At 70.8% G+C, this 19037-nt stretch carries 16 protein-coding genes and 1 riboswitch; of the genes, 8 read left to right on the forward strand and 8 right to left on the reverse strand.

Features of this window, described 5'->3' with window-relative positions; translation table 11 throughout:
• Positions 1–12: 12 nt before the first annotated feature.
• Positions 13–2889 carry an aminomethyl-transferring glycine dehydrogenase gene (gene gcvP, locus NVV32_RS16620; RefSeq protein WP_422390910.1) on the reverse strand — a complete coding sequence of 959 codons (2877 nt, stop codon included), beginning with the start codon at positions 2887–2889 and terminating at the stop codon, positions 13–15.
• 152 nt (positions 2890–3041) lie between these two features.
• Positions 3042–3142, reverse strand: a riboswitch (glycine riboswitch).
• A gap of 226 nt (positions 3143–3368) precedes the next feature.
• Here gcvP and NVV32_RS16625 point away from each other — a divergent pair.
• Positions 3369–4457: an SGNH/GDSL hydrolase family protein gene (locus NVV32_RS16625; protein WP_422390911.1), complete on the forward strand. Its 1089-nt coding sequence runs from the start codon at positions 3369–3371 to the stop codon at positions 4455–4457.
• Positions 4458–4508: 51 nt separating this feature from the next.
• On the opposite strand, the gene NVV32_RS16630 is transcribed toward NVV32_RS16625, so the two are convergent.
• Entirely contained in the window at positions 4509–5426 is a 918-nt protein-coding gene (locus tag NVV32_RS16630; RefSeq protein ID WP_055768977.1) for a LysR family transcriptional regulator, read from the reverse strand.
• A 72-nt stretch (positions 5427–5498) separates the two neighbouring features.
• Between NVV32_RS16630 and NVV32_RS16635 the strand changes: the two genes are divergently transcribed.
• Both NVV32_RS16635 and NVV32_RS16640 read left to right on the forward strand, forming a co-directional pair.
• On the forward strand, positions 5499–6467 hold the full coding sequence (locus tag NVV32_RS16635) for an EamA family transporter (protein WP_422390912.1): 969 nt from the start codon (positions 5499–5501) through the stop codon (positions 6465–6467).
• Complete coding sequence (locus NVV32_RS16640; RefSeq protein ID WP_055766272.1) at positions 6464–6901, forward strand: YybH family protein; 438 nt, start codon at positions 6464–6466, stop codon at positions 6899–6901. Before NVV32_RS16635 ends, NVV32_RS16640 begins: the two co-directional genes overlap by 4 nt.
• Positions 6902–6913: 12 nt before the next feature.
• Here NVV32_RS16640 and NVV32_RS16645 read toward each other — a convergent pair whose 3' ends face one another.
• The 4 genes from NVV32_RS16645 to NVV32_RS16660 are packed head-to-tail and all read right to left on the reverse strand — an operon-like array spanning position 6914 to position 9476.
• Complete coding sequence (locus tag NVV32_RS16645) at positions 6914–7558, reverse strand: vitamin K epoxide reductase family protein (RefSeq protein ID WP_422390913.1); 645 nt, start codon at positions 7556–7558, stop codon at positions 6914–6916.
• A gap of 9 nt (positions 7559–7567) precedes the next feature.
• Positions 7568–8263: a DsbA family protein gene (locus NVV32_RS16650; RefSeq protein ID WP_422390914.1), complete on the reverse strand. Its 696-nt coding sequence runs from the start codon at positions 8261–8263 to the stop codon at positions 7568–7570.
• Complete coding sequence (locus NVV32_RS16655; RefSeq protein ID WP_422390915.1) at positions 8221–9132, reverse strand: cation transporter; 912 nt, start codon at positions 9130–9132, stop codon at positions 8221–8223. The genes NVV32_RS16650 and NVV32_RS16655 overlap by 43 nt, the downstream gene beginning before the upstream one ends.
• Positions 9132–9476: an ArsR/SmtB family transcription factor gene (locus tag NVV32_RS16660; RefSeq protein ID WP_055768972.1), complete on the reverse strand. Its 345-nt coding sequence runs from the start codon at positions 9474–9476 to the stop codon at positions 9132–9134. The genes NVV32_RS16655 and NVV32_RS16660 overlap by 1 nt, the downstream gene beginning before the upstream one ends.
• A 265-nt stretch (positions 9477–9741) precedes the next feature.
• Here NVV32_RS16660 and NVV32_RS16665 point away from each other — a divergent pair, with 265 nt between their 5' ends.
• The 5 genes from NVV32_RS16665 to NVV32_RS16685 all read left to right on the forward strand — a co-directional run bounded on the left by NVV32_RS16665 (position 9742) and on the right by NVV32_RS16685 (position 15705).
• On the forward strand, positions 9742–10773 hold the full coding sequence (locus NVV32_RS16665) for an LLM class flavin-dependent oxidoreductase (protein WP_055766264.1): 1032 nt from the start codon (positions 9742–9744) through the stop codon (positions 10771–10773).
• A gap of 95 nt (positions 10774–10868) precedes the next feature.
• Entirely contained in the window at positions 10869–13397 is a 2529-nt protein-coding gene (locus tag NVV32_RS16670) for a molybdopterin oxidoreductase family protein (protein WP_422390916.1), read from the forward strand.
• On the forward strand, positions 13394–13855 hold the full coding sequence (locus NVV32_RS16675) for a hypothetical protein (RefSeq protein WP_422390917.1): 462 nt from the start codon (positions 13394–13396) through the stop codon (positions 13853–13855). The genes NVV32_RS16670 and NVV32_RS16675 overlap by 4 nt, the downstream gene beginning before the upstream one ends.
• A complete protein-coding gene (locus NVV32_RS16680) occupies positions 13852–14409 on the forward strand; it encodes an HPP family protein (protein WP_422390918.1) in 558 nt (185 codons plus the stop codon). The genes NVV32_RS16675 and NVV32_RS16680 overlap by 4 nt, the downstream gene beginning before the upstream one ends.
• A gap of 204 nt (positions 14410–14613) precedes the next feature.
• Positions 14614–15705 (forward strand): signal peptidase I, encoded by a 1092-nt coding sequence (locus NVV32_RS16685; protein ID WP_422390919.1) that lies wholly within the window; start codon positions 14614–14616, stop codon positions 15703–15705.
• An 86-nt stretch (positions 15706–15791) separates the two neighbouring features.
• On the opposite strand, the gene NVV32_RS16690 is transcribed toward NVV32_RS16685, so the two are convergent.
• The gene (locus tag NVV32_RS16690; RefSeq protein WP_422390920.1) at positions 15792–16607 is read right to left on the reverse strand and encodes a response regulator transcription factor; all 816 of its coding nucleotides are present in this window, start codon (positions 16605–16607) and stop codon (positions 15792–15794) included.
• Between the two features lie 100 nt (positions 16608–16707).
• Positions 16708–18894, reverse strand: coding sequence for a putative bifunctional diguanylate cyclase/phosphodiesterase (locus NVV32_RS16695; RefSeq protein ID WP_422390921.1), 2187 nt, complete (start codon positions 18892–18894; stop codon positions 16708–16710).
• Positions 18895–19037: the final 143 nt, after the last annotated feature.

The raw sequence follows: 19037 nt of genomic DNA on the forward strand, positions 1-19037 counted from the left end.
AGGTTCGGGTTCCTAGTCTTCGAAGGCTTCGATGGGCGGGCAGGAGCAGACCAGGTTGCGGTCGCCGTGGGCGCCGTCGATCCTGCGCACGGGAGGGAAGTACTTGTCGTGGCGCAGCTCCCGGAGCGGGTATGCGGCGAGCTCGCGGGGGTAGGCCTGCGTCCAGCCGTCACCGATGAGCAGCTGGGCGGTGTGGGGCGCCTGCCGCAGCGGGCTCTCCTCGATGCTGAACTCGCCGGAGGCCACGCGGTCGATCTCGCCCTTGATCGCGATCATGGCGTCCACGAAGCGGTCCAGCTCCGCGAGGTCCTCGGACTCGGTCGGCTCCACCATGAGGGTGCCCGCCACGGGGAAGGACAGCGTGGGGGCGTGGAACCCGTAGTCGATGAGGCGCTTGGCCACGTCCTCGGCCGTCACGCCGGTGGTCGCGGTCAGCGGGCGGAGGTCCAGGATGCACTCGTGCGCCACGAGGCCCTGCACGCCCGTGTACAGCACGGGGAAGTGCTCGGTCAGGCGGGCGGCCACGTAGTTGGCGGCGAGGAGCGCATGCGCCGTCGCGCTCGTCAGGCCCTCGGAGCCCATCAGTGCCACGTAGGCCCAGGAGATGGGCAGGACGCCGGCCGAGCCGTACATCGAGCCGGAGACGGGGGTGCCGCCCTCGCTGCCGGGGGCGTCGTCCGTCGTGACGTCGCGGTTCGCGTCCCCGGGCAGGAACGGCGCAAGGTGCGCGGCCACGGCCACGGGGCCGACGCCGGGCCCACCGCCGCCGTGGGGGATGCAGAAGGTCTTGTGCAGGTTCAGGTGGGAGACGTCGCCGCCGAACTCGCCGGGCTGCGCGAGTCCGACCAGGGCGTTCAGGTTGGCGCCGTCGATGTACACCTGGCCACCGGCCTCGTGCACCTTCTCGCACACCCAGCGCACGTCCTCCTCGAACACGCCGTGCGTGGAGGGGTAGGTGATCATGATGGCCGAGAGGTTCCCGGCGTGCTGCTCGATCTTCGCGAGCAGGTCGTCGTGGTCGATGTTGCCGTTGGCCGCCGTGCCCACGACGACCACCTTCATCCCGGCGAGGACCGCGGATGCCGCGTTGGTTCCGTGCGCGGAGGACGGGATGAGGCAGATGGTGCGGTTGTCGTCGCCGCGCGAGCGGTGGTAGCCGCGGATCGCGAGGAGGCCGGCGAGCTCGCCCTGCGATCCTGCGTTGGGCTGCAGGGACACGCGGTCGTATCCGGTGATCTCGGCGAGGCGCTCCTCGAGGTCCGTGATGAGCTCACGCCAGCCCTCGGTCTGGCTCTCCGGCGCGTAGGGGTGGATGGACGCGAACTCGGGCCAGGAGATGGACTCCATCTCCACCGTCGCGTTCAGCTTCATGGTGCACGAGCCCAGCGGGATCATGGTGCGGTCCAGGGCGAGGTCCTTGTCGGAGAGCTTCCGCAGGTAGCGCAGCATCGCGGTCTCCGAGCGGTGCCGCGAGAAGACAGGGTGCGTCATGAAGGAGGACGTCCGGTGCAGCTCCGACGGGATGCGTTCCCCCCGGTCCGCAGCGGCGTCGACGGTGGCGCCGAAGACTGCGGCGACGGCCGCGACGTGCTCCGGCGTCGTCGTCTCGTCGCAGGAGATGCCGAGGTGGTCGGCATCGATGCGGCGGAGGTTGTAGCCGGCGGCCTCGGCGGCGTCGGCGTACTCGGCGGCCTTCCCGGGTACGCGCACGAGCAGGGAGTCGAAGAAGGCGCCGTGCACGACGGCGGCAGCCGACCCCTCGAGGGCCGCGGCGAGCTCGACGGCCCGCTGGTGGGTGGTGCGTGCGATCGCCGTCAGGCCCTCGGGACCGTGGTAGACCGCGTACATGGACGCGACGATGGCGAGGAGGGCCTGCGCGGTGCAGATGTTGCTCGTGGCCTTCTCGCGGCGGATGTGCTGCTCGCGGGTCTGGAGGGCCAGGCGGTAGGCGGGGGCGCCGTCGGCGTCCTTCGAGACACCGACCAGGCGGCCGGGCAGCATGCGCTCGAGGCCCTTGCGGACGGCCATGTACGCGGCGTGCGGCCCGCCGAAGAAGAGCGGGACACCGAAGCGCTGGGCGGAGCCGACGGCGATGTCCGCGCCCTGCTCGCCCGGGGCGGTGATGAGCGTGAGGGACAGGAGGTCCGCGGCGACCGTCACGAGGGCCCCGCGCTCCTTCGCGGCGGCGATGACGTCGGCGTGGTCCCGCAGCGCTCCCGAGGCACCGGGTTGCTGGAGGACGACGCCGTTGATGTCGCCGTCGGGCAGTCCCGCCGAGAGGTCGGTGACCTCGACGTCGAAGCCGAGGGCCTCGGCGCGGCCGCGGACCACCGCGACGGTCTGCGGGAGGGCGTCGGCGTCGACGACCGTGCGGCCCTTGTTCTTGCCGGAGCGGCGCATGAGGAGGACGGCCTCGGCCACGGCGGAGGCCTCGTCCAGCAGGGAGGCGTTGGCGATGTCGAGGGCCGTGAGGTCCTGCACCATGGTCTGGAAGTTCAGCAGCGCCTCGAGGCGGCCCTGGGAGATCTCCGGCTGGTAGGGCGTGTAGGCGGTGTACCAGGCGGGCGATTCCAGGACGTTCCGGCGGATGACGGGCGGGGTGACGGTGTCGTAGTACCCCTGGCCGATCATCTGGACGGCGGTCCGGTTCCGGCCGGCGATGCGGCGGAGCTGTGCCAGGACCTCGGTCTCGCTGAGGGCCGCGGGCAGGTTCAGCGCCCGGTCCAGCCGGATGCTGGCGGGAACGGCCATGTCGACCAGCTTCTCCAGGCTCGGGTAGCCGAGGACCTCCAGCATCTGTCCGGCGTCGGCGGACCGGGGGCCGATGTGGCGGTCGGCGAAGGTCGCTGCGGGCTGGGCGGCGGGTGTCGGGTTCAGCGAGGCGTTCATGGGAACTCCGTACGTCGGGGAGGTGCGCGGGCGCAGGCCTGGTCGGGTTCCTCCCCGCTCTGTAGGGGACCTGAGAGTTTTCGCAGGACGCGTTGCCTGCTTGCACCGTCGGTGAGCGCCGAGTGGATGTCGGGGCTGCTTTCCAGAGTTGCCTAGCCGCAGCGGTGCATTGGCCTGAGAGATTCCTGGGGAGGAGTTGCTCCTACGGCGCCTGCCGGTGTGGTGGACGGGAGGACTCTCCCGCTGCAGATCGATGGCGTATTCAGTTGGGTGTTCGGGCGGCGTGTGAGCCGTCCCACAGCCTACCGCGCAGGGCGGAAGGGAGGCAAAGCCCGACATCGACGGGCCGAACAGTACCGTGTCCCCTCCCATGCCGGAAGGGTGTGCCATGAATGCTCCTGCAGAACCGTCCGATCGGCGCGATGCAGGCTTAGCGTGGGTACGGATGACTGCTCACCACTGCCCGACCTGGAGTATCGATGACGATCCCCCGCTTCCGCCCGGCCCTCGCCGCGCTCGCCCTGCTGGCCGCCGTCGTCCTCCCGGCGCCTCCCGCCTCCGCGGCAGGGGCCTCCTACGTGGCGCTCGGGGACTCCTACTCCTCGGGCACCGGCACGCGCGCCTACCTGGCGGACGGGACGGCCTGCCAGCGCTCCGTGTACGCCTATCCGTCGCTCATCGCGAGCGCCAGGGGGTACGCGCTGAATCTCCGGGCGTGCTCCGGGGCCACCATCCCCGACGTCGCCGCGACGCAGCTGGGCGCGCTGACGCCGACCACCGCCTACGTCTCACTGAGCGTCGGCGGCAATGATGCGGCCTTCGTCTCCGTCCTGACCGAGTGCGCCAAGCCGGCGTGGATGAGCAACTGCACCGCGGCCGTCGACAGGGCCCAGGCGATCATCACCGATCAGCTACCGGGAAGCCTCGCTTCCCTGTACGGGCAGATCCGCGCGCGGGCACCCCGGGCGGCCGTGACCATCGCCGGGTACCCGCGCATCTTCAACGGCGAGGACTGCAACGCCGCCACATGGTTCTCACCCGCCGAGGAGTCGCGGCTGAACGCCACGGCGGACCTCCTCAACCGGACGACGGCGGCCGCGGCCGCCACCGAGGGCTTCGCCTTCCGCGACCCGGCACCGGCGTTCACCGGTCATGCCGTGTGCGACGACGTCGAGTGGCTGAACGGGCTCTCCAGCCCGATCTCCGACTCCTACCATCCGAACCGGACGGGCCACGCGTCCGGGTACGTTCCCCTCATGGGTGCTGCGCTCACGGGCGCCCGCGTCGCCGTCACACAGGAGACGCTGCAGTCCGCCGAGGCCGCCGCCCCTGCCCTCACGGAGCAGCAGGCAGCGTACTCCGCGACGGACCGGCGCATCCGGCCCGAGGAGTTCGTCCTGCCCGACCTGAAGAGCCGGTCGGCGCGGGCCGCTGCGGCGAGGGCCGGCGTCGACCTCGCGGACCCGGCGAGCATCGCGCGGGCGGATCGCGCCGCGGAGGCCGCTCAGGCCGCTCAGGCCGCTCAGGCCGCTCAGGCCGCTCAGGCCGCTCAGGCCCGGGAACGGTAGCCGCGCGCCGGTCCCCTGGGTGCAATGGTGCGGTGTCCCTCGGCTCGGGGGTCAGCCGGGCTCGCCGTGCGTCTGCGCGGCGGCCTCCCGCAGCAGCGCGACGACGTGGCGGATACCGGGGCTCTCCGCCATGGTGCGCCGGTGCACCACGCCGACCTGGCGCGCCGGCGTGGGCCGCACCACGGGCACGACGACGACCCGCTCCGGCAGCACGGGCCGTCCCAGCCTCGGCACGAGCGCCACGGCGACGCCCTGCTCGACGAGCGCGATGTGCGTCGCGAAGTCGTCGTCGTACAGGCGGATGTCCGGCAGGCGCCCGAGGTCCGCATGGAGCTTCAGGAGGGCCTCGTTGCAGATGGCTCCGTGCGGGGTGCTGACCCAGGTCTGGTCCACGAAATCCGCGGGTTCCACCGAGACGCGGCCCGCGAGCGCGTGGTCGTCGCGGACCAGGAGATCGGCCACGTCCTCGCACAGCCACTCCAGCTCGAGGTTCTCCGGCACGCCCAGGGGCACCGAGTTCCAGTTGTGGACGATCCCGAGATCGGCCTTCCCCTCCGCGACCCGCGCCACGGCCTCGCGGGGATCGTCCGAGCTCACCCTCAGGTCCAGGTCCGTCCCCTCCGTGGCGATCCGCCCCAGCACCGGACCGACCAGCCCGCGGCACGCCGTCGAGAAGGCCACGAGCTGCAGGCGCCCCCGAGGTTCACCGGGCTCCGACAGGAGGGAGGACTGCAGCGCCTCGAGGTCCGCGAGCATGCGCCGGCCGTAGTCCGCGAGCACGTTGCCCCGCTCGGTGAGGAGGACGCCGCGGCCGTGCCGCTCGAGCAGGGGCACGCCGGTCTGCCGCTCGAGCTTCTTGATCTGCTGGGAGATCGCCGACGGGCTGAAGTCGAGAGCCGTCGCTGCCCCGATGACGGAGCCCGTCTGTCGGACGGCAGCGAGGGCCTGCAGGGCCGAAGGATCAATCATGAAGGAAACGTACACGATCAAGTGCACTTCTGTGCGCTGGTCCTTCACGCTCCGTCGCGGTTGACTGACACCATGACCCGTCGCCACTGTCTTCTCGCCCTGCTCGTGGCCGTGCTGTGGGGCCTCAACTTCGTCGCCATCGATCTGGGGCTGCACCCGGCCGACGGAGCGGAGGTCCCACCCCTGCTGTTCGTCGCCCTGCGCTTCGCCCTGGTGGTGCTGCCGTGGATCTTCTTCATCCGGAAGCCCGACATCAGCTGGACGGCGATCATCGGGGTCGGGCTCTTCATGAGCGCCGGCCAGTTCGGCCTGCTCTACCTCGCGATCTCCCTCGGCATGCCGGCCGGGCTCGCCTCGCTCGTCCTCCAGGCGCAGGTCCTGCTGACCGTCCTCCTCGCGGCGATCTTCCTCGGTGACCGTCCGCGACCGATCCAGCTCGCCGGGCTGGCCCTGGGCGCCCTCGGGCTGCTCGTCGTCGCCCTCGGCCGGAGCGCCGTGGCCCCGCTGCTGCCGCTCGTCGTCGTCCTCGCCGCCGCACTGTCGTGGGCCGTGGGGAACGTGATCGCCCGCAGAGCCCGCGCCGCGTCGGGACTGGGCCTCGTCGTCTGGTCCGGCGCCGTGGTCCCCCTGCCGCTGCTGGGCCTCTCGCTCGTGGTCGACGGGCCGGCCGCCGTCGGCGACGCGCTCGTGCATCTGCAGCCCGTGACCATCGCGAGCGCCCTCTACACCGCGGCCCTCGCCTCACTCGTCGGATACGGCATCTGGAACCATCTCCTCGCCGTCTACGAGCCCGCGTCCGTGGTGCCCTTCACCCTGCTGGTCCCGGTGGTCGGGATGGGGGCGGCCTGGCTCGTGCTCGCCGAGGTGCCGTCAGCCGTCGAGGTGCTCGGGGCCGTCGTCCTGCTCGCCGGTGTGGCCACGGCCCTTGCCCGTCCGCGCCGCGTCCGTCACCATCGGGACACGCCGATGAATCCCGGACCGGCGCCGCGTCTACAGGCTGTGGTCCGGGACGCGGACCGCCAGACCCAAGGAGCATCATGACGCACCGCGACATCCCCGGAGACCTGTTCGAGCAGTACGCATCGGCCGTCCTGCAGAAGGACGCGGAGGCACTGCTGTCCCTGTACGACGACGACGTGCGGGTCTTCGATCTCTGGTCCGAGTGGTCCTACGAGGGGAAGGCCGCATGGCGCGTCGCGATCGGGCAGTGGTTCGGCTCGATCGGCGAGGAGAACGTCGGCGTGGTGTTCGACGACGTGCGCTCGGTCGTGGTCGAGGACCTCGCGACGATCGTCGCGAACATCTCCTACCGCGAGACGGAGTCGGACGGCGCGGAGGGGCGCGGGATGGACAATCGCCTGACCTGGGTACTCCGGCGTTCGGCCGACCGGTGGCGGATCGTGCACGAGCACACCTCGGCCCCCGTGGACGCCGGGACGGGATCGGTCAGGCTGGAGCGTCGGGCCGCCGGGTAGCCGGGAGGCCCGTCAGGTGAAGACGTGGAGGAAGCGGAAGAACACGGAGGCGGCGACGGCGATGTAGGTCAGGGCGATGATCGGCCCGACCCAGTCCGTGAGCCACCGGGTGAGGCCGGCGGGCGCAGGGATGACCCCCTGGGCCAGGTTCCTGAGGGTGGTGAGGATGACCAGGGGGATCATCGCCGCCCAGACGATCATGCAGTAGAGGCACAGGATGTAGATGTCGAACAGGGCCTGGCTCCACAGCCACACCGCGAAGACGGCCCCCAGGGTGACACCCACCTGCAGGCCGATCCAGTACCAGCGCGCCAGCCGGGCGCCGGCGAGCAGTGCCATGCCGGTGGTGATGACGATGCTGAAGCCGACGAGGCCGATGAAGGGGTTGGGGAAGCCGAAGAGCTCAGACTGCCAGGTCTCCATGACCTGGCCGCAGGACACCCATGGATTGATGTCGCAGCTGGTGACGTGGTCCGGGTCCCGGTAGAGCTCGAGCTTCTCGAGGATCAGGATGCCGGCCGCGATCCAGCCGGTGATGCCCGTCGCCAGCAGGAGCAGCCCGAAGGCGCGGGGACGCGCGAAGGCCGGGACGCCGATCTCAGGATCCGCCCCCGATGTCGTCCGCTTCGTGGAGTGCACCTGGAGGTGTGGTCGCATCGCGGGCCCCTACCGGCCGATGGCGGTGTCGATGAGCCGGCGGAACTCCTCCTCGCTGGCGGGCTGGATCTTCCGGCCCTCCAGGAAGAAGGTGGGGGTTCCCTGGACGCCGAGCGCCAGTCCGTCGTTCTTGTCCCGGGTGATGCGCTCCATGGTCGCGGGATCCGCCACGGCGGCGTCGTAGGCGGCCAGGTCGAGGCCGAGCTCCTCGGCGTAGCCCCTGAAGTCGGGCGACCTGTCCTGGTCGGTGTGTGACCATTCGGTCTGCGTCTCGTACATCCGGGCGTGCATCTCCTTGAACCTGCCCTGCTGCGCAGCGGCTTCGACGGCGACGGCTGCGGTCTCGGAGTTCGGGTGACCGGGCAGCGGGAAGTACCGGGACACGACCGTCAGGTTCTCCCTGTACTCCTCGGAGAGGTCTTCGACGAGCGGGTACGCGGCGAGGCAGGATTCGCACTCGAAATCGAGGAACTCGACCAGCACGGCCTTCTCGTCCGTGGCCTGGGACAGCCGGTGACTGTCCGCGCGCACCACCTGGGCATCGGCACCGGTGGCGTCGGCGGTCCGGGAGGGCTCGTCGCCGAGGTTGCCGAGGATGATCACCAGAGCCACGACGAGCGCCGCGGCGGCGAGCAGTCCGATCACTATGCGGTTCTGCAGGCTCAGGCCGGTCTTCGTGCTGGTCGGTGGCGCTTGGGTCGGCACAGGGAAGTCTCCTCGTCGGCTGGGTGCGTCGTCGTGCTCGGTCCCGCCGGGACCGGGTGAAGCGGGTGGAGCGGGTGTTCGGCCGGTCTTCTATCCGCGCGCGCAGCAGGCGCAGGACGCGCCCGCCGCCGAGCCGGAGTTCTCCGGGACACCCGCGGCATCGGGGGAGGTGCCCCCATGGCATCAACGCTGTCGTGGGCGTCGAGGTTTCCGACGGTCGGGGCGCAGCAGGAGTCGCCCTTCCAGGCCTCACGGCCTTCCTTGATGGCGACGGCGGCGATGACCAGGGCAGCGATCGGGTCGGCCCAGGACCACCCGAGGGTGCTGTTGAGCAGCAGGCCGACCAGCAGGACGCCGGACAGATAGGTGCACAGCAGGGTCTGCTTGGAATCCGCGACGGCCGAGCGGGACCCGAGTTCGCGGCCGGCGCGGCGCTGCGCCCAGGACAGGAAGGGCATCACGGCGAGACTGACCGCGGCGAGGGCGATCCCTACGAGGGAGTGCTCGGCCTCCGCCCCGCCGAGCAGGCTGCGGATCGCATCGAAGCTCACGAACGCGGCGAGGCCGAAGAAGGAGAACGCGATCAGGCGCAGCGCGGTCTTCTCCCGGGCCTCCGGGTCGCGGCCGGCGAACTGCCAGGCCACAGCGGCCGCGGAGAGGACCTCGACGATCGAGTCCAGCCCGAAGCCGATCAGCGCACTCGAGGACGCGATCGTGCCGGCGCTGATCGCGATGACCGCCTCGATCACGTTGTAGGTGATGGTCGCGGCGACGAACAGACGGATCCGCCGGGAGAGGACCGCGCGACGCTCCGCGGTCGGAGCAGCCGGCCGCGGCCGGTGCGCGTCCGGTGACGTGTGGGTGCTCATCAGCAGCAGGCCTTCCCTTCGACGTGTTGCCCCTCGGGGGTGCAGCGGCAGTCGGGGTCACTGACCGCGACCACGTGCAGGAGGGCCGTCAGTGCGTCGCCGAGCTTCTGGTCGGCCAGCTCGTACCGGACGCGGCGCCCCTCGGGGACGGCGACGACGAGCCCGCACCCCCGCAGGCAGCTGAGATGGTTCGACAACCGCTGCTTGCTCACCCCGGCCATCGCGGCCAGATCACCCGGGTACGACGGTGCTGCCCGCAGCGCCAACAGCACCTGGGCGCGCACGGGATCAGACAGGGCATACCCGAACCGGGCCAGCACGGACTGGGGGGTCAGCGTCTCCATGGTCCCCATAGTACACAGAAGCATGTACTACAGTGATGGCCCCTCCCGACCCTCCACCTCCGCATCGGTGGCACCGGGCCCCGGGACGAGGGCCGACGAGCCCGTCCTGCGGGCACGGGGGGATACGACGGCGGACAGAGTGATGCCGTGATCTTTCAGGAAGCCTGGGGGCAGGTACATACGTATGCATGGAATAACGGGCCGAGGGCGCCGGTTCTACCAGCAGGCCCAGGGCGGGCCGGACGGCAAGCACAGGAGCGACACCATGGCACGCGAACTGGAACTCGGACTCGACACCTTCGGGGACGTCACGCGCGGCGAGGACGGCACCCCCGTCCCCTACCCCCAGGTGATCCGGAACGTCATCGCCGAGGCCGTCCTCGCGGACCAGGTCGGGATCGACTTCTTCGGCGTCGGGGAACACCACCGCGACGACTTCGCGGTCTCCGCCCCCGAGACGGTGCTCGCGGCCATCGCCGGGCAGACGCAGCGCATCCGGCTCGGCTCCGCCGTCACCGTCCTCAGCTCCGACGATCCCGTCCGTGTGTACCAGCGTTTCGCCACGCTCGACGCCGCCTCGAACGGTCGCGCCGAGGTCATCCTCGGGCGCGGATCCTTCACGGAGTCGTTCCCCCTCTTCGGCTACGAGCTCTCCGACTACGAGCGCCTGTTCGAGGAGAAGCTGGACCTGTTCTCCGAGCTCATCAAGGAAGGGCCCGTGACCTGGTCCGGGAGCACCCGTCCGGGACTCGAGGACCACGAGGTCTACCCCAAGACCGAGGGCGGCCGGCTGAAGACGTGGATCGGTGTCGGTGGGAGTCCCGAGTCCGTCGTGCGGGCCGCGCGCTACGGCATGCCGCTCATGCTCGCGATCATCGGCGGGGAACCCGCCCGGTTCGCCCCCTATGTCGACCTGTACCATCGGGCGCTGACGCAGCTCGGGCAGCCCACCCTGCCCATCGGCGTGCACTCCCCCGGGTACATCGCGGACTCGGACGAGCAGGCCCGCGAGGAGCTGTGGCCGGACAACCGGATCATGCGCGACCGCATCGGGCGCGAGCGCGGCTGGGGTCCGACCACCCGGGCCGAGTTCGACCAGGAAGCGGACGTCGGATCGCTGTACGTCGGCTCCCCGGAGACCGTGGCGCGGAAGATCGCCGCGACGGCGCAGGCTCTCGGCATCGACCGCTTCGACCTCAAGTACAGCGCCGGGCCCCTGCCCCACGAGAAGCTCATGCACAGCATCGAGCTCTACGGGACGAAGGTCATCCCGATGGTCCGGGAGATGCTCGCCTAGCAAGGGCCTGACGGCGGAAATTTTTCCCGCCCGGGGATCCGGTGAGTGGGTAGCGTGGCGCCGTACGCCAGCACCCACCCACCGGAGGTCCCGCCATGGTCGATCGCATCGCTGATATCTGGGGGACGAGGACGCCGTACGCCCGGGGTGAGCGCTGGCCGGTCCGCGTGGACCAGACGCTGGCACCCGGGGTCGCCGAGGGCGACGTCGACCGCTGGGTGCAGTCCGCCTGCGTCCTGTGCAGCAACGGCTGTGGCTGCGACATCGCCGTCAAGGACGGGCGCATGGTCGGGATCCGCGGACGGCAGGCGGACATCGTCAACCACGGACGGCTCGGCCCGAAGGGCCTGTTCGGCAGCTGGCAGGGCGTGGACACCGGGGATCGCCTGACCCGCCCCCTCATCCGCATCGACGGCGAACTCGTCGAGACCGACTGGGACACCGCGATGAACCGGATCGTGGAGCGGAGCCGTCACCTGCTCCACACCAAGGGCCCGCTGAGCCACGGCTTCTACACGACCGGCCAGCTGTTCCTCGAGGAGTACTACGCCCTCGGCATCATCGGCAAGGCCGGCGTGGGAACACCGCACATGGACGGGAACACCCGCCTGTGCACGGCCACGGCGGCCACCGCCATGAAGGAGAGCTTCGGCTCGGACGGCCAGCCGGGCAGCTACGTGGACATCGACGAGTGCGACGCCATGTTCCTCTTCGGCCACAACATGGCCGAGACGCAGACCGTGCTGTGGATGCGGGTCCTCGACCGCCTCGCCGGACCCAATCCGCCACGCCTCGTCTGCGTGGACCCGCGCGAGACGCCGGTGGCCCGCGCGGCGGAGGTGCACCTCGCCGTCCGGCCCGGCACCAACCTCGCCCTCATGAACGGGCTGATCCGGGAACTCTTCGTGAACGGCTGGATCGACGACGCCTACATCGCGGCGCACACGCTGGACGTCGACCGGCTCCGGGCCACCGTGGAGCGATGGACGCCCGAGGCGGTCGCCGAGACGTGCGGCGTCGGCGCCGACGACGTCCGCCGGGCGGCGGAGATCTTCGGCACGAGCGAGCGGATCCTCTCCACGGTGCTGCAGGGGTTCTACCAGTCCGCGCAGGCGACGGCGTCGTCCTGCCAGGTGAACAACCTGCACCTGCTCCGCGGCATGCTCGGCAAGGAGGGCAGCGGCATCCTGCAGATGAACGGTCAGCCGACGGCGCAGAACAACCGCGAGTGCGGGGCCGACGGCGATCTGCCAGGATTCCGGAACTGGGAGAATCCGCAGCACGTGCAGGAGCTCGCCGACCTGTGGGATGTCGATCCGGACACCATCCCGCACTGGGCGCCGCCCACCCACGTCATGCAGATCTTCCGCTACGTGGAGCTCGGGTCCATCGAGTTCCTGTGGATCTCGGCCACGAACCCGGCGGTCTCGATGCCGCAACTCGAACGGATCCGGCGCATCCTCGACACGGAGGGCCTGTTCCTCGTGGTCCAGGACCTGTACCTGACGGAGACGGCCCGGTACGCCGACGTCGTCCTGCCCTGCGCCGCCTGGGGTGAGAAGACCGGGACCTTCACCAACGTCAACCGCACGGTGCACCTGTCCGATAAGGCGGTGGAGCCGCCGGGCGAGGCGAGGAGCGATCTCGATGTCTTCCTCGACTACTCGCGGCGCATGGACTTCCGCACCCGGAGCGGAGCGCCCCTGCTGGACTGGACCGGACCCGAGGACGGCTTCCGCGCCTGGCAGGAATGCACCCGCGGGCGTCCCTGCGACTACACGGGCATCAGCTACGAGCGGCTGCGCGGCGGAAGCGGGATCCCGTGGCCCTGCAACGACGAGAATCCGGACGGCACCGTGCGCCTCTACGGGGACGGCGTCTTCCCCACGGATCCGGACTACTGCGAGTCCTACGGCCACGACCTCCTCACCGGCGCCGCGACGGGCCCGGTCCTCTACCGGGCCACCGTGCAGCCCGGCAAGGCGTGGCTGAAGAGCGAGGACTACCGGCCACCGCACGAGGAACCGAGCGAGGAGTACCCGCTGCGCTACACCACGGGGCGGACGGTCTACCAGTTCCACACACGGACCAAGACCGGGCGCAGCCGCGCCCTGAACCGCGCCGCGCCGGGCGCCTGGGTCGAGGTGTCGCCCGCGGACGCGGAGCAGCTGGGCATCGTGGAGGGCGACATGGTGGCGGTCCTCTCACGTCGGGGACATCTCGAGGTACCGGTGCGGGTCGGTGACCTGCGGGAGGGCACGGTGTTCGCCCCGTTCCACTACGGCTACTGGGACGACGGCGGATCAGAGGGCTCCGCGTCGGCGCACCACGCGGCCAACGAACTCACGATGACGGAGTGGGACCCGGTGTCCAAGCAACCGGTGTTCAAGAACGCCGCGGTGCGCATCGAGAAGGTCCGCGACGGCGCGGGCCCGTCCCCCGCCCCGACCACGGCGGCCTCGAGGCCCGCCCGGGCGGGCCACCGTGCCGCGGGCCGTACCACCGGTTCGGGCGGGGGGCCCGGAAGGGTGCCGGCGACGGTCGGAGGCCCGGAGGGCGAGGCCACCGAGAGGTTCCCCGACACGGCACCACCCCGGGTCGCTTCGAGCGAGGAGCGGCCATGAAGCTCCCCGTCTACCTCGGACTCCTCCACGAGGCCGAGCGCATCCTCGCCCGGTCCTTCCGCGTCGTCGCGGACGGCCACGGTGACGAACCCGACGTCCACGTCATCCTCGGGACCCTCGCCGGGCAGTGCGACCGGCACGTCGAGGCCCTCGAGCCTGTCATCGTGCGCTTCGGATCCGAGGTGGAGGGCGAGGAGGAGCACCGGGTCACGGCCGACGGCGTCGAGGAGGTCCGGACCGGCGCCCTCGGCCTGCTCCTCGACCTGCAGGACCTCTCCGTGCTCGTCCATCACCTCGATGTCATGTGGACCATGGTGGGTCAGGCCGCGGCAGGCAGCCGTGACCGCGAGCTCCTCGACATCGTGGTCCGCTGCGCGCCGGACGCGGACCTGCAGAGCCGATGGCTGCAGACGCGCATGAAACAGGCGGCACCGCAGGTCCTGCTGGTCGCGTCATGACCGGACGGATCCCGCTCGTCGAGCGCCTCCGGTCGGCGCGCGGCCGGTTGGGCGGCGGGCTGTACGCGGGCGGGCTGTACGCGGGCGGACTGAGCCTCCTGACCGTCGGCGCGGTCGGGCTCGTGGGGCTGGTGACCCATCTGCCCTGGCTCTTCCCGAGCCTCGGTCCCACGGTCATGCTCTTCTTCGAGTCGCCCGACCAGCCGGCCTCGCGGCCCGTCAACACGCTCGTCGGCCACGGAGTCGGGCTCGCCGCCGGCGTCGCCTGCTTCTACGGGTTCGTCGTGGACGGCCTGCAGGCCGCCCCGGTCGGCGGACTCACCGGAGCCCACCTGGCCGCGGGCGCCCTCTCGGTGGCCGTGACCACCTTCGTCCTGACGCGGATCGCCCTGCCCCATCCGCCGGCAGGAGCCACCACGCTGATCGTGAGCCTCGGCATCCTCCACACCCCCGTCCACTTCGACACCGTGGCCGCCGCCGTGGTACTCCTCACCGGGATCGGGTGGGGCGCCAATCTGCTGCTCGGCACGCGCCCTGCGGCCGGAACCGACTGAGCGGGAACCGCTTCGCCCTTTCTTCGGTTTTCTTTCGCCCTTCGGCCACGCCCTCTTTGATCGGGGTCCACGAGAGTTGTTGTCAGGAGCACACCGCTCCGCGTTCTTCCCGCCGGCTCCGGTCCGTCCACCGGAACCGGCGGGTAGCTTCACCCCGGACCGATCAGCGGACCCGGAGACCAGCGGCAGCACCAAGGAGCAGGCGTGACCACCATCGATTTCCCGTCCTTCTCATCGGGTCCTCGTGCCGCAGTACGGACGTCGCCCGCTCCCGTCGCAAGCGTCCGGTCCGGCGACTCCGGTGCACCATCCGTCCGAGCGGACCCGCGCCCCTCCGTCGTAGCGCGTCTCGCAAGCCTCCTCGGCACGCTGCTCATGATCGTCGCGGTCATCGCGGTCCTCTTCTTCGCCATCGGCCCACGCTTCCTCGGCTACCAGACCGCCACGATGCTCACGGGCAGCATGGCCCCCGGCATCATGCCGGGCGACGTGGTCGTCACCACCCTCCAGCCCGTCGGCGGGATCGAGGTGGGAGACGTGATCAGCTACCACATCCCCGTCGAGGACCACCGGGTCGAGACCCACCGGGTCACCGAGGTCGTCCGCGGCGCGGATGGGACCACGGCCGTGCGCACTCAGGGCGACGCGAACGATGCCGTGGATCCGTGGCTCGCAACCCTCGAGGGTGAGAACGTGTACCAGGCCGCAGCGGTCATCCCCGAGGTGGGCAACGTGATCCGGGCCCTCCGGACCCCGGCCGTCAGCCACGTCCTCGTCTACGGTGTCCCGGCCGTGCTGGTCGGGGCGCTGCTCCTCATGATCTGGTCGCGCCGGGAGGAGGACGACGACGACGACGCCTCCGAGCCTGCCCCGGGCTCCGCCACGCCCGCCGGGTCGGTCGGAGGATCGGGGCATGTCCCCGGGAGCTCCCCTCGTACCGACCAGCCGGTGCTCGATCGCGGGATCCTCGACAACCTCGGCGTGGAACTGTCCAGCCACGCCGGCGCCCTGCTCTTCGCCGGGACGTTCGTCGAGATGCTCCCGCAGCGGATCGGCGCCGTCGAAGCCGCGCTCACGGCCAGGGATGCCGACGCCGCCGTCGTCGCGCTCCTCAGCCTCACCGTCAGTGCCTCCATGGTGGGCGCGCGCCGGCTGGAGGAGGAGTCCTCGGCCGCACTGGAGCTGATCGGTCGGCCCATCACACATCGGGCCCTCGTCGCGAGGCTCCGGCAGCACGGCGCGGACGTCTCGACCGCACTGGACGCCATCCGCCACCAGGACGTCCACCCCCACTGAGCACTCGGCGGCGTGCACGGGCGTCAGCCGGTCGATGAGCCGGCCAGTCGGCCTGTCAGGCAAACGGTGGTCAGCCGGCCGGCGCGTCAGGCAGTGGCCGGCGGCATCATGCGGTACCCGACCCCGCGCACCGTACGGATGAACCGCGGTGCCTTCGTGTCCTCGCCGAGCTTCTTGCGCAGGTTCCGGATGTGCACCTCGACGAGGTGCTGGTCGTTGACCCAGCCATCCCCCCAGATACGGGAGAGCAGCGTCTCGCGTTGCCATACTCGCCGCGGACCCGAGACGAGCGTGGCCAGGAGGTCGAACTCGATGCGTGTCAGGGGCAACTCGGTACCGTCCAGCATGGCGATCCGGCCCTCGGTGTCGATGCTGAGGGGACCGTGCCGCAGCAGGCCCTCGATGTCCTCGTCCGCCACGGGTGCCACCGGCACGGCTTCGGTGGCCTGCACGGTGGGCGCCGACTGGGCCACCGGCGCCGCCGCAGCGCCCATCAGCGGCTGGACCACGCTGCGGACGGTGTTCCTCGGTCGCCGGAACATCGCGTTCACCCGGGCGCCCACCTCCCGCGGACTGAAGGGCTTGACGACGAAGTCGTCGGCCCCGATCTCGAGTCCGATGAGGCGGTCGATCTCGTCCTGGCGCGCGGTGATCATGATGACGTAGGCGTCGGTCAGCGGCCTGATCTGCCGGCACACCTCCACGCCGTCGATGTCCGGGAGGTTCAGGTCGAGCGTCACGAGATCGGGCTGCCGTTCCCTGACCAGTGCCACGCCCTGGCGTCCGTTCTCCGCCTCGATGGTGGTGAAGCCGTTCATGCCCAGCGTCATGACGAGCAGTTGCCGCACATCGGCGTCGTCTTCGATGATGAGAGCGAGGCGCGCATCGGGGTCGGATGTCATGACTCACACACTGCCAGATCTTCGGACGACCACCGAGTGCATCGGGGCCGTTCCGGTGAAATTCTGGCTGATCCGCCCACCACGCGTCGCCGAGCGGCCATCAGGCCCTCCCCGCTCCGACCCGGCGATCCGACAGCCACGGTGAGACCGTACCGGCGGGCAACGGCTCGGCGATCAGGAAACCCTGCGCGAAGTCGCAGTCCCGCGCCCGCAGTTCGTCCCGCGACCGCTCGTCCTCCACGCCCTCGGCGACCACCCGGAGTCCCAGGCTGTGGGCCAGGTCGATGATCGACCCGACGAGCCCGACCGCCCGCGGGTCGTCCTTCATCGCCGTGACGAAGGACCGGTCCAGTTTCAGCTCGTCGACGGGCAGGTCACGGAGGTAGGCCAGGGAACTGTATCCGGTCCCGAAGTCGTCGATGGCGATCTGGACGCCGGCGGACCGGAGTTCGGCCAGGATGGCCGAGGTGCCGGTGGGCGAGGACATCAGGACGTCCTCGGTGATCTCCAGCATGATGCACGACGACGGTACCCCGTGGGCCTCGAGCAGGCGGGTGATCTGGTGCGGGAGGCACGCGAGGATGCAGGATCCCGACATGTTCACCGCCACCGAGATGTCCAGCCCCTCGGCACGCCACCGCGCCATCCGGCGGACGGCCCGCTGCAGCACGATGGTCGACAGCGCCGGCATCAGGCCCGCCTCCTCCGCGAGCGGCAGGAAGGCGACGGGGAGGAGCATCCCGCGCGTCGGATGGTTCCAGCGCACCAGGGCCTCCACGCCCGTGACCTCACCGTCGGAGAGACGCACCTTCGGCTGGTAGTGCAGCTCGAACTGGTCCTCGGCGAGGGCCACCCGCAGTTCCTGGACGGTCCGCAGCCGCAGGGCGCCGTCGTCGTCGTCCGAGGCGTCGTACACATGGTGTCCGCTGTGCTCCGACTTCGCGCGGAACATGGCGATGTCCGCCTTGCGCATGAGCAGGCTCATATCGGTACCGTGGTCGGGGGTCAGCGCGATCCCCACGCTGGCACTCACCTGCAGGGACGCCGCGCCGAGCTCCACCGGATCGGCGAGTTCCGCCGCGAGGCGATGCGCCGTCGCGACGGCCTCCTCCTCCGTGACGCCCTCGAGGAAGACGGCGAACTCGTCCCCGCCCAGCCTCGCCAGCATGTCTCCGGGCTGCAGCTGGGCGGCGAAGCGCTTGCCCACCTGCACGAGGAGGGCGTCGCCGACGTCGTGCCCCAGGGCATCGTTGACGTGCTTGAAGCGGTCGAGGTCCAGGAGGAAGAGTGCACCGGTCCGCCCGGCCAGCAGCCGGACGGGGACGTCGGCGATCAGGGCCCGGCGGTTGGGCAGGCCCGTCAGCTCGTCGGTGCGCGCGAGGGTGACGAGCATGCGGTTGCGGAACGCCAGCGGCACCGCGGCGAGCGCCAGGGTGGAGGCCGCGAACACCACGGCCAGCACGGGGATGCTGAGCTGGCTGCCCACCACGAGGACCGCGAGTGCCGTCGCCGTCGACACGACGGGAGCCGCGAGCTCCGGGACTCCGTGCGTGGTGCGCTGGGCCACCCGGGCCGGGTCCGCTGCGCCGTCCACCCAGGCGGCGATCGCCACGATCCCCGCGACCCAGCCGACGTCGATGATCGAGCCGACGGCATAGTCCTCCATGCCGAGCGCATACGCGACGTCCGCGGCGGAGAAGATGGTCAGTCCGGCGACCAGCAGCGGCCAGCGTGGTCCGATGTCCAGCCCGCGGGAGGCGAGGACGCCGCCGACGGCCGTGATGAGGAGGAGGTCGAGAAGCGGGTACACGACGGCGACGATCACTTCGAAGGGCGTCCCCCCGTTGGTCCCGGGGCTCAGCACGGGTGCGAGGATCAGGGCCATGAGCGACGCCGCGCCGAGGGCACCGACGATGCTGTCCAGCAGCAGCGGCCACGCCAGTCCCTTGATCTTCCGGACCGTCACCACGCCGAGGGCACCGAGCATCAGGGGGTAGAAGGCGAGGTAGGCCACGTCGGCCACGGACGCATAGGTCAGGGCCGCTGCGCCGTCGAGCGAGGCCGCGTAGTACGCGTCACCCGCGCTGTAGGTGACGATCGCGCCGGTTCCGAGCAGCACCTGCGGCTCGGCGAACCTCGACCGCACGGAGGCGCTGATGCAGAGAGCCACGGCCGCCAGCTCGGTGGCGATGCACAGCCACCCGTCCATCAGGGGGTCGAAGGTACCGGGGTCGCCGACCAGGAGGCCTACCGTGTAGGCGATGAGAAGGAGGACCGTCACGGACATCAGCACTCGTGGGTGCGTAGGACTCCAAGGGCGGCCCCTCCCGGCCGCGCGGGCACCGTCGCTCCGCATGCAGTCCCCGTTCTCGCAGTGATCCTGAGTCCACAGCATAGGTCGGATCGCCCGCGAGCTCCCGCCAGGCGGCG

It is taken from the genome of Arthrobacter sp. N1 (assembly GCF_048288285.1).
In the GTDB taxonomy this organism is placed as follows: Bacteria; Actinomycetota; Actinomycetes; order Actinomycetales; family Micrococcaceae; genus Arthrobacter_D.

Coding starts and splice junctions, on each gene's coding strand:
- NVV32_RS16635 (WP_422390912.1), top strand. CDS start 5,499: ATGACCCGTCGCCACTGTCTTCTCGCCCTGCTCGTGGCCGTGCTGTGG.
- NVV32_RS16660 (WP_055768972.1), bottom strand. CDS start 9,476: ATGGAGACGCTGACCCCCCAGTCCGTGCTGGCCCGGTTCGGGTATGCC.
- gcvP (WP_422390910.1), bottom strand. CDS start 2,889: ATGAACGCCTCGCTGAACCCGACACCCGCCGCCCAGCCCGCAGCGACC.
- NVV32_RS16675 (WP_422390917.1), top strand. CDS start 13,394: ATGAAGCTCCCCGTCTACCTCGGACTCCTCCACGAGGCCGAGCGCATC.
- NVV32_RS16670 (WP_422390916.1), top strand. CDS start 10,869: ATGGTCGATCGCATCGCTGATATCTGGGGGACGAGGACGCCGTACGCC.
- NVV32_RS16665 (WP_055766264.1), top strand. CDS start 9,742: ATGGCACGCGAACTGGAACTCGGACTCGACACCTTCGGGGACGTCACG.
- NVV32_RS16645 (WP_422390913.1), bottom strand. CDS start 7,558: ATGCGACCACACCTCCAGGTGCACTCCACGAAGCGGACGACATCGGGG.
- NVV32_RS16690 (WP_422390920.1), bottom strand. CDS start 16,607: ATGACATCCGACCCCGATGCGCGCCTCGCTCTCATCATCGAAGACGAC.
- NVV32_RS16680 (WP_422390918.1), top strand. CDS start 13,852: ATGACCGGACGGATCCCGCTCGTCGAGCGCCTCCGGTCGGCGCGCGGC.
- NVV32_RS16640 (WP_055766272.1), top strand. CDS start 6,464: ATGACGCACCGCGACATCCCCGGAGACCTGTTCGAGCAGTACGCATCG.
- NVV32_RS16630 (WP_055768977.1), bottom strand. CDS start 5,426: ATGATTGATCCTTCGGCCCTGCAGGCCCTCGCTGCCGTCCGACAGACG.
- NVV32_RS16655 (WP_422390915.1), bottom strand. CDS start 9,132: ATGAGCACCCACACGTCACCGGACGCGCACCGGCCGCGGCCGGCTGCT.
- NVV32_RS16625 (WP_422390911.1), top strand. CDS start 3,369: ATGACGATCCCCCGCTTCCGCCCGGCCCTCGCCGCGCTCGCCCTGCTG.
- NVV32_RS16695 (WP_422390921.1), bottom strand. CDS start 18,894: ATGTCCGTGACGGTCCTCCTTCTCATCGCCTACACGGTAGGCCTCCTG.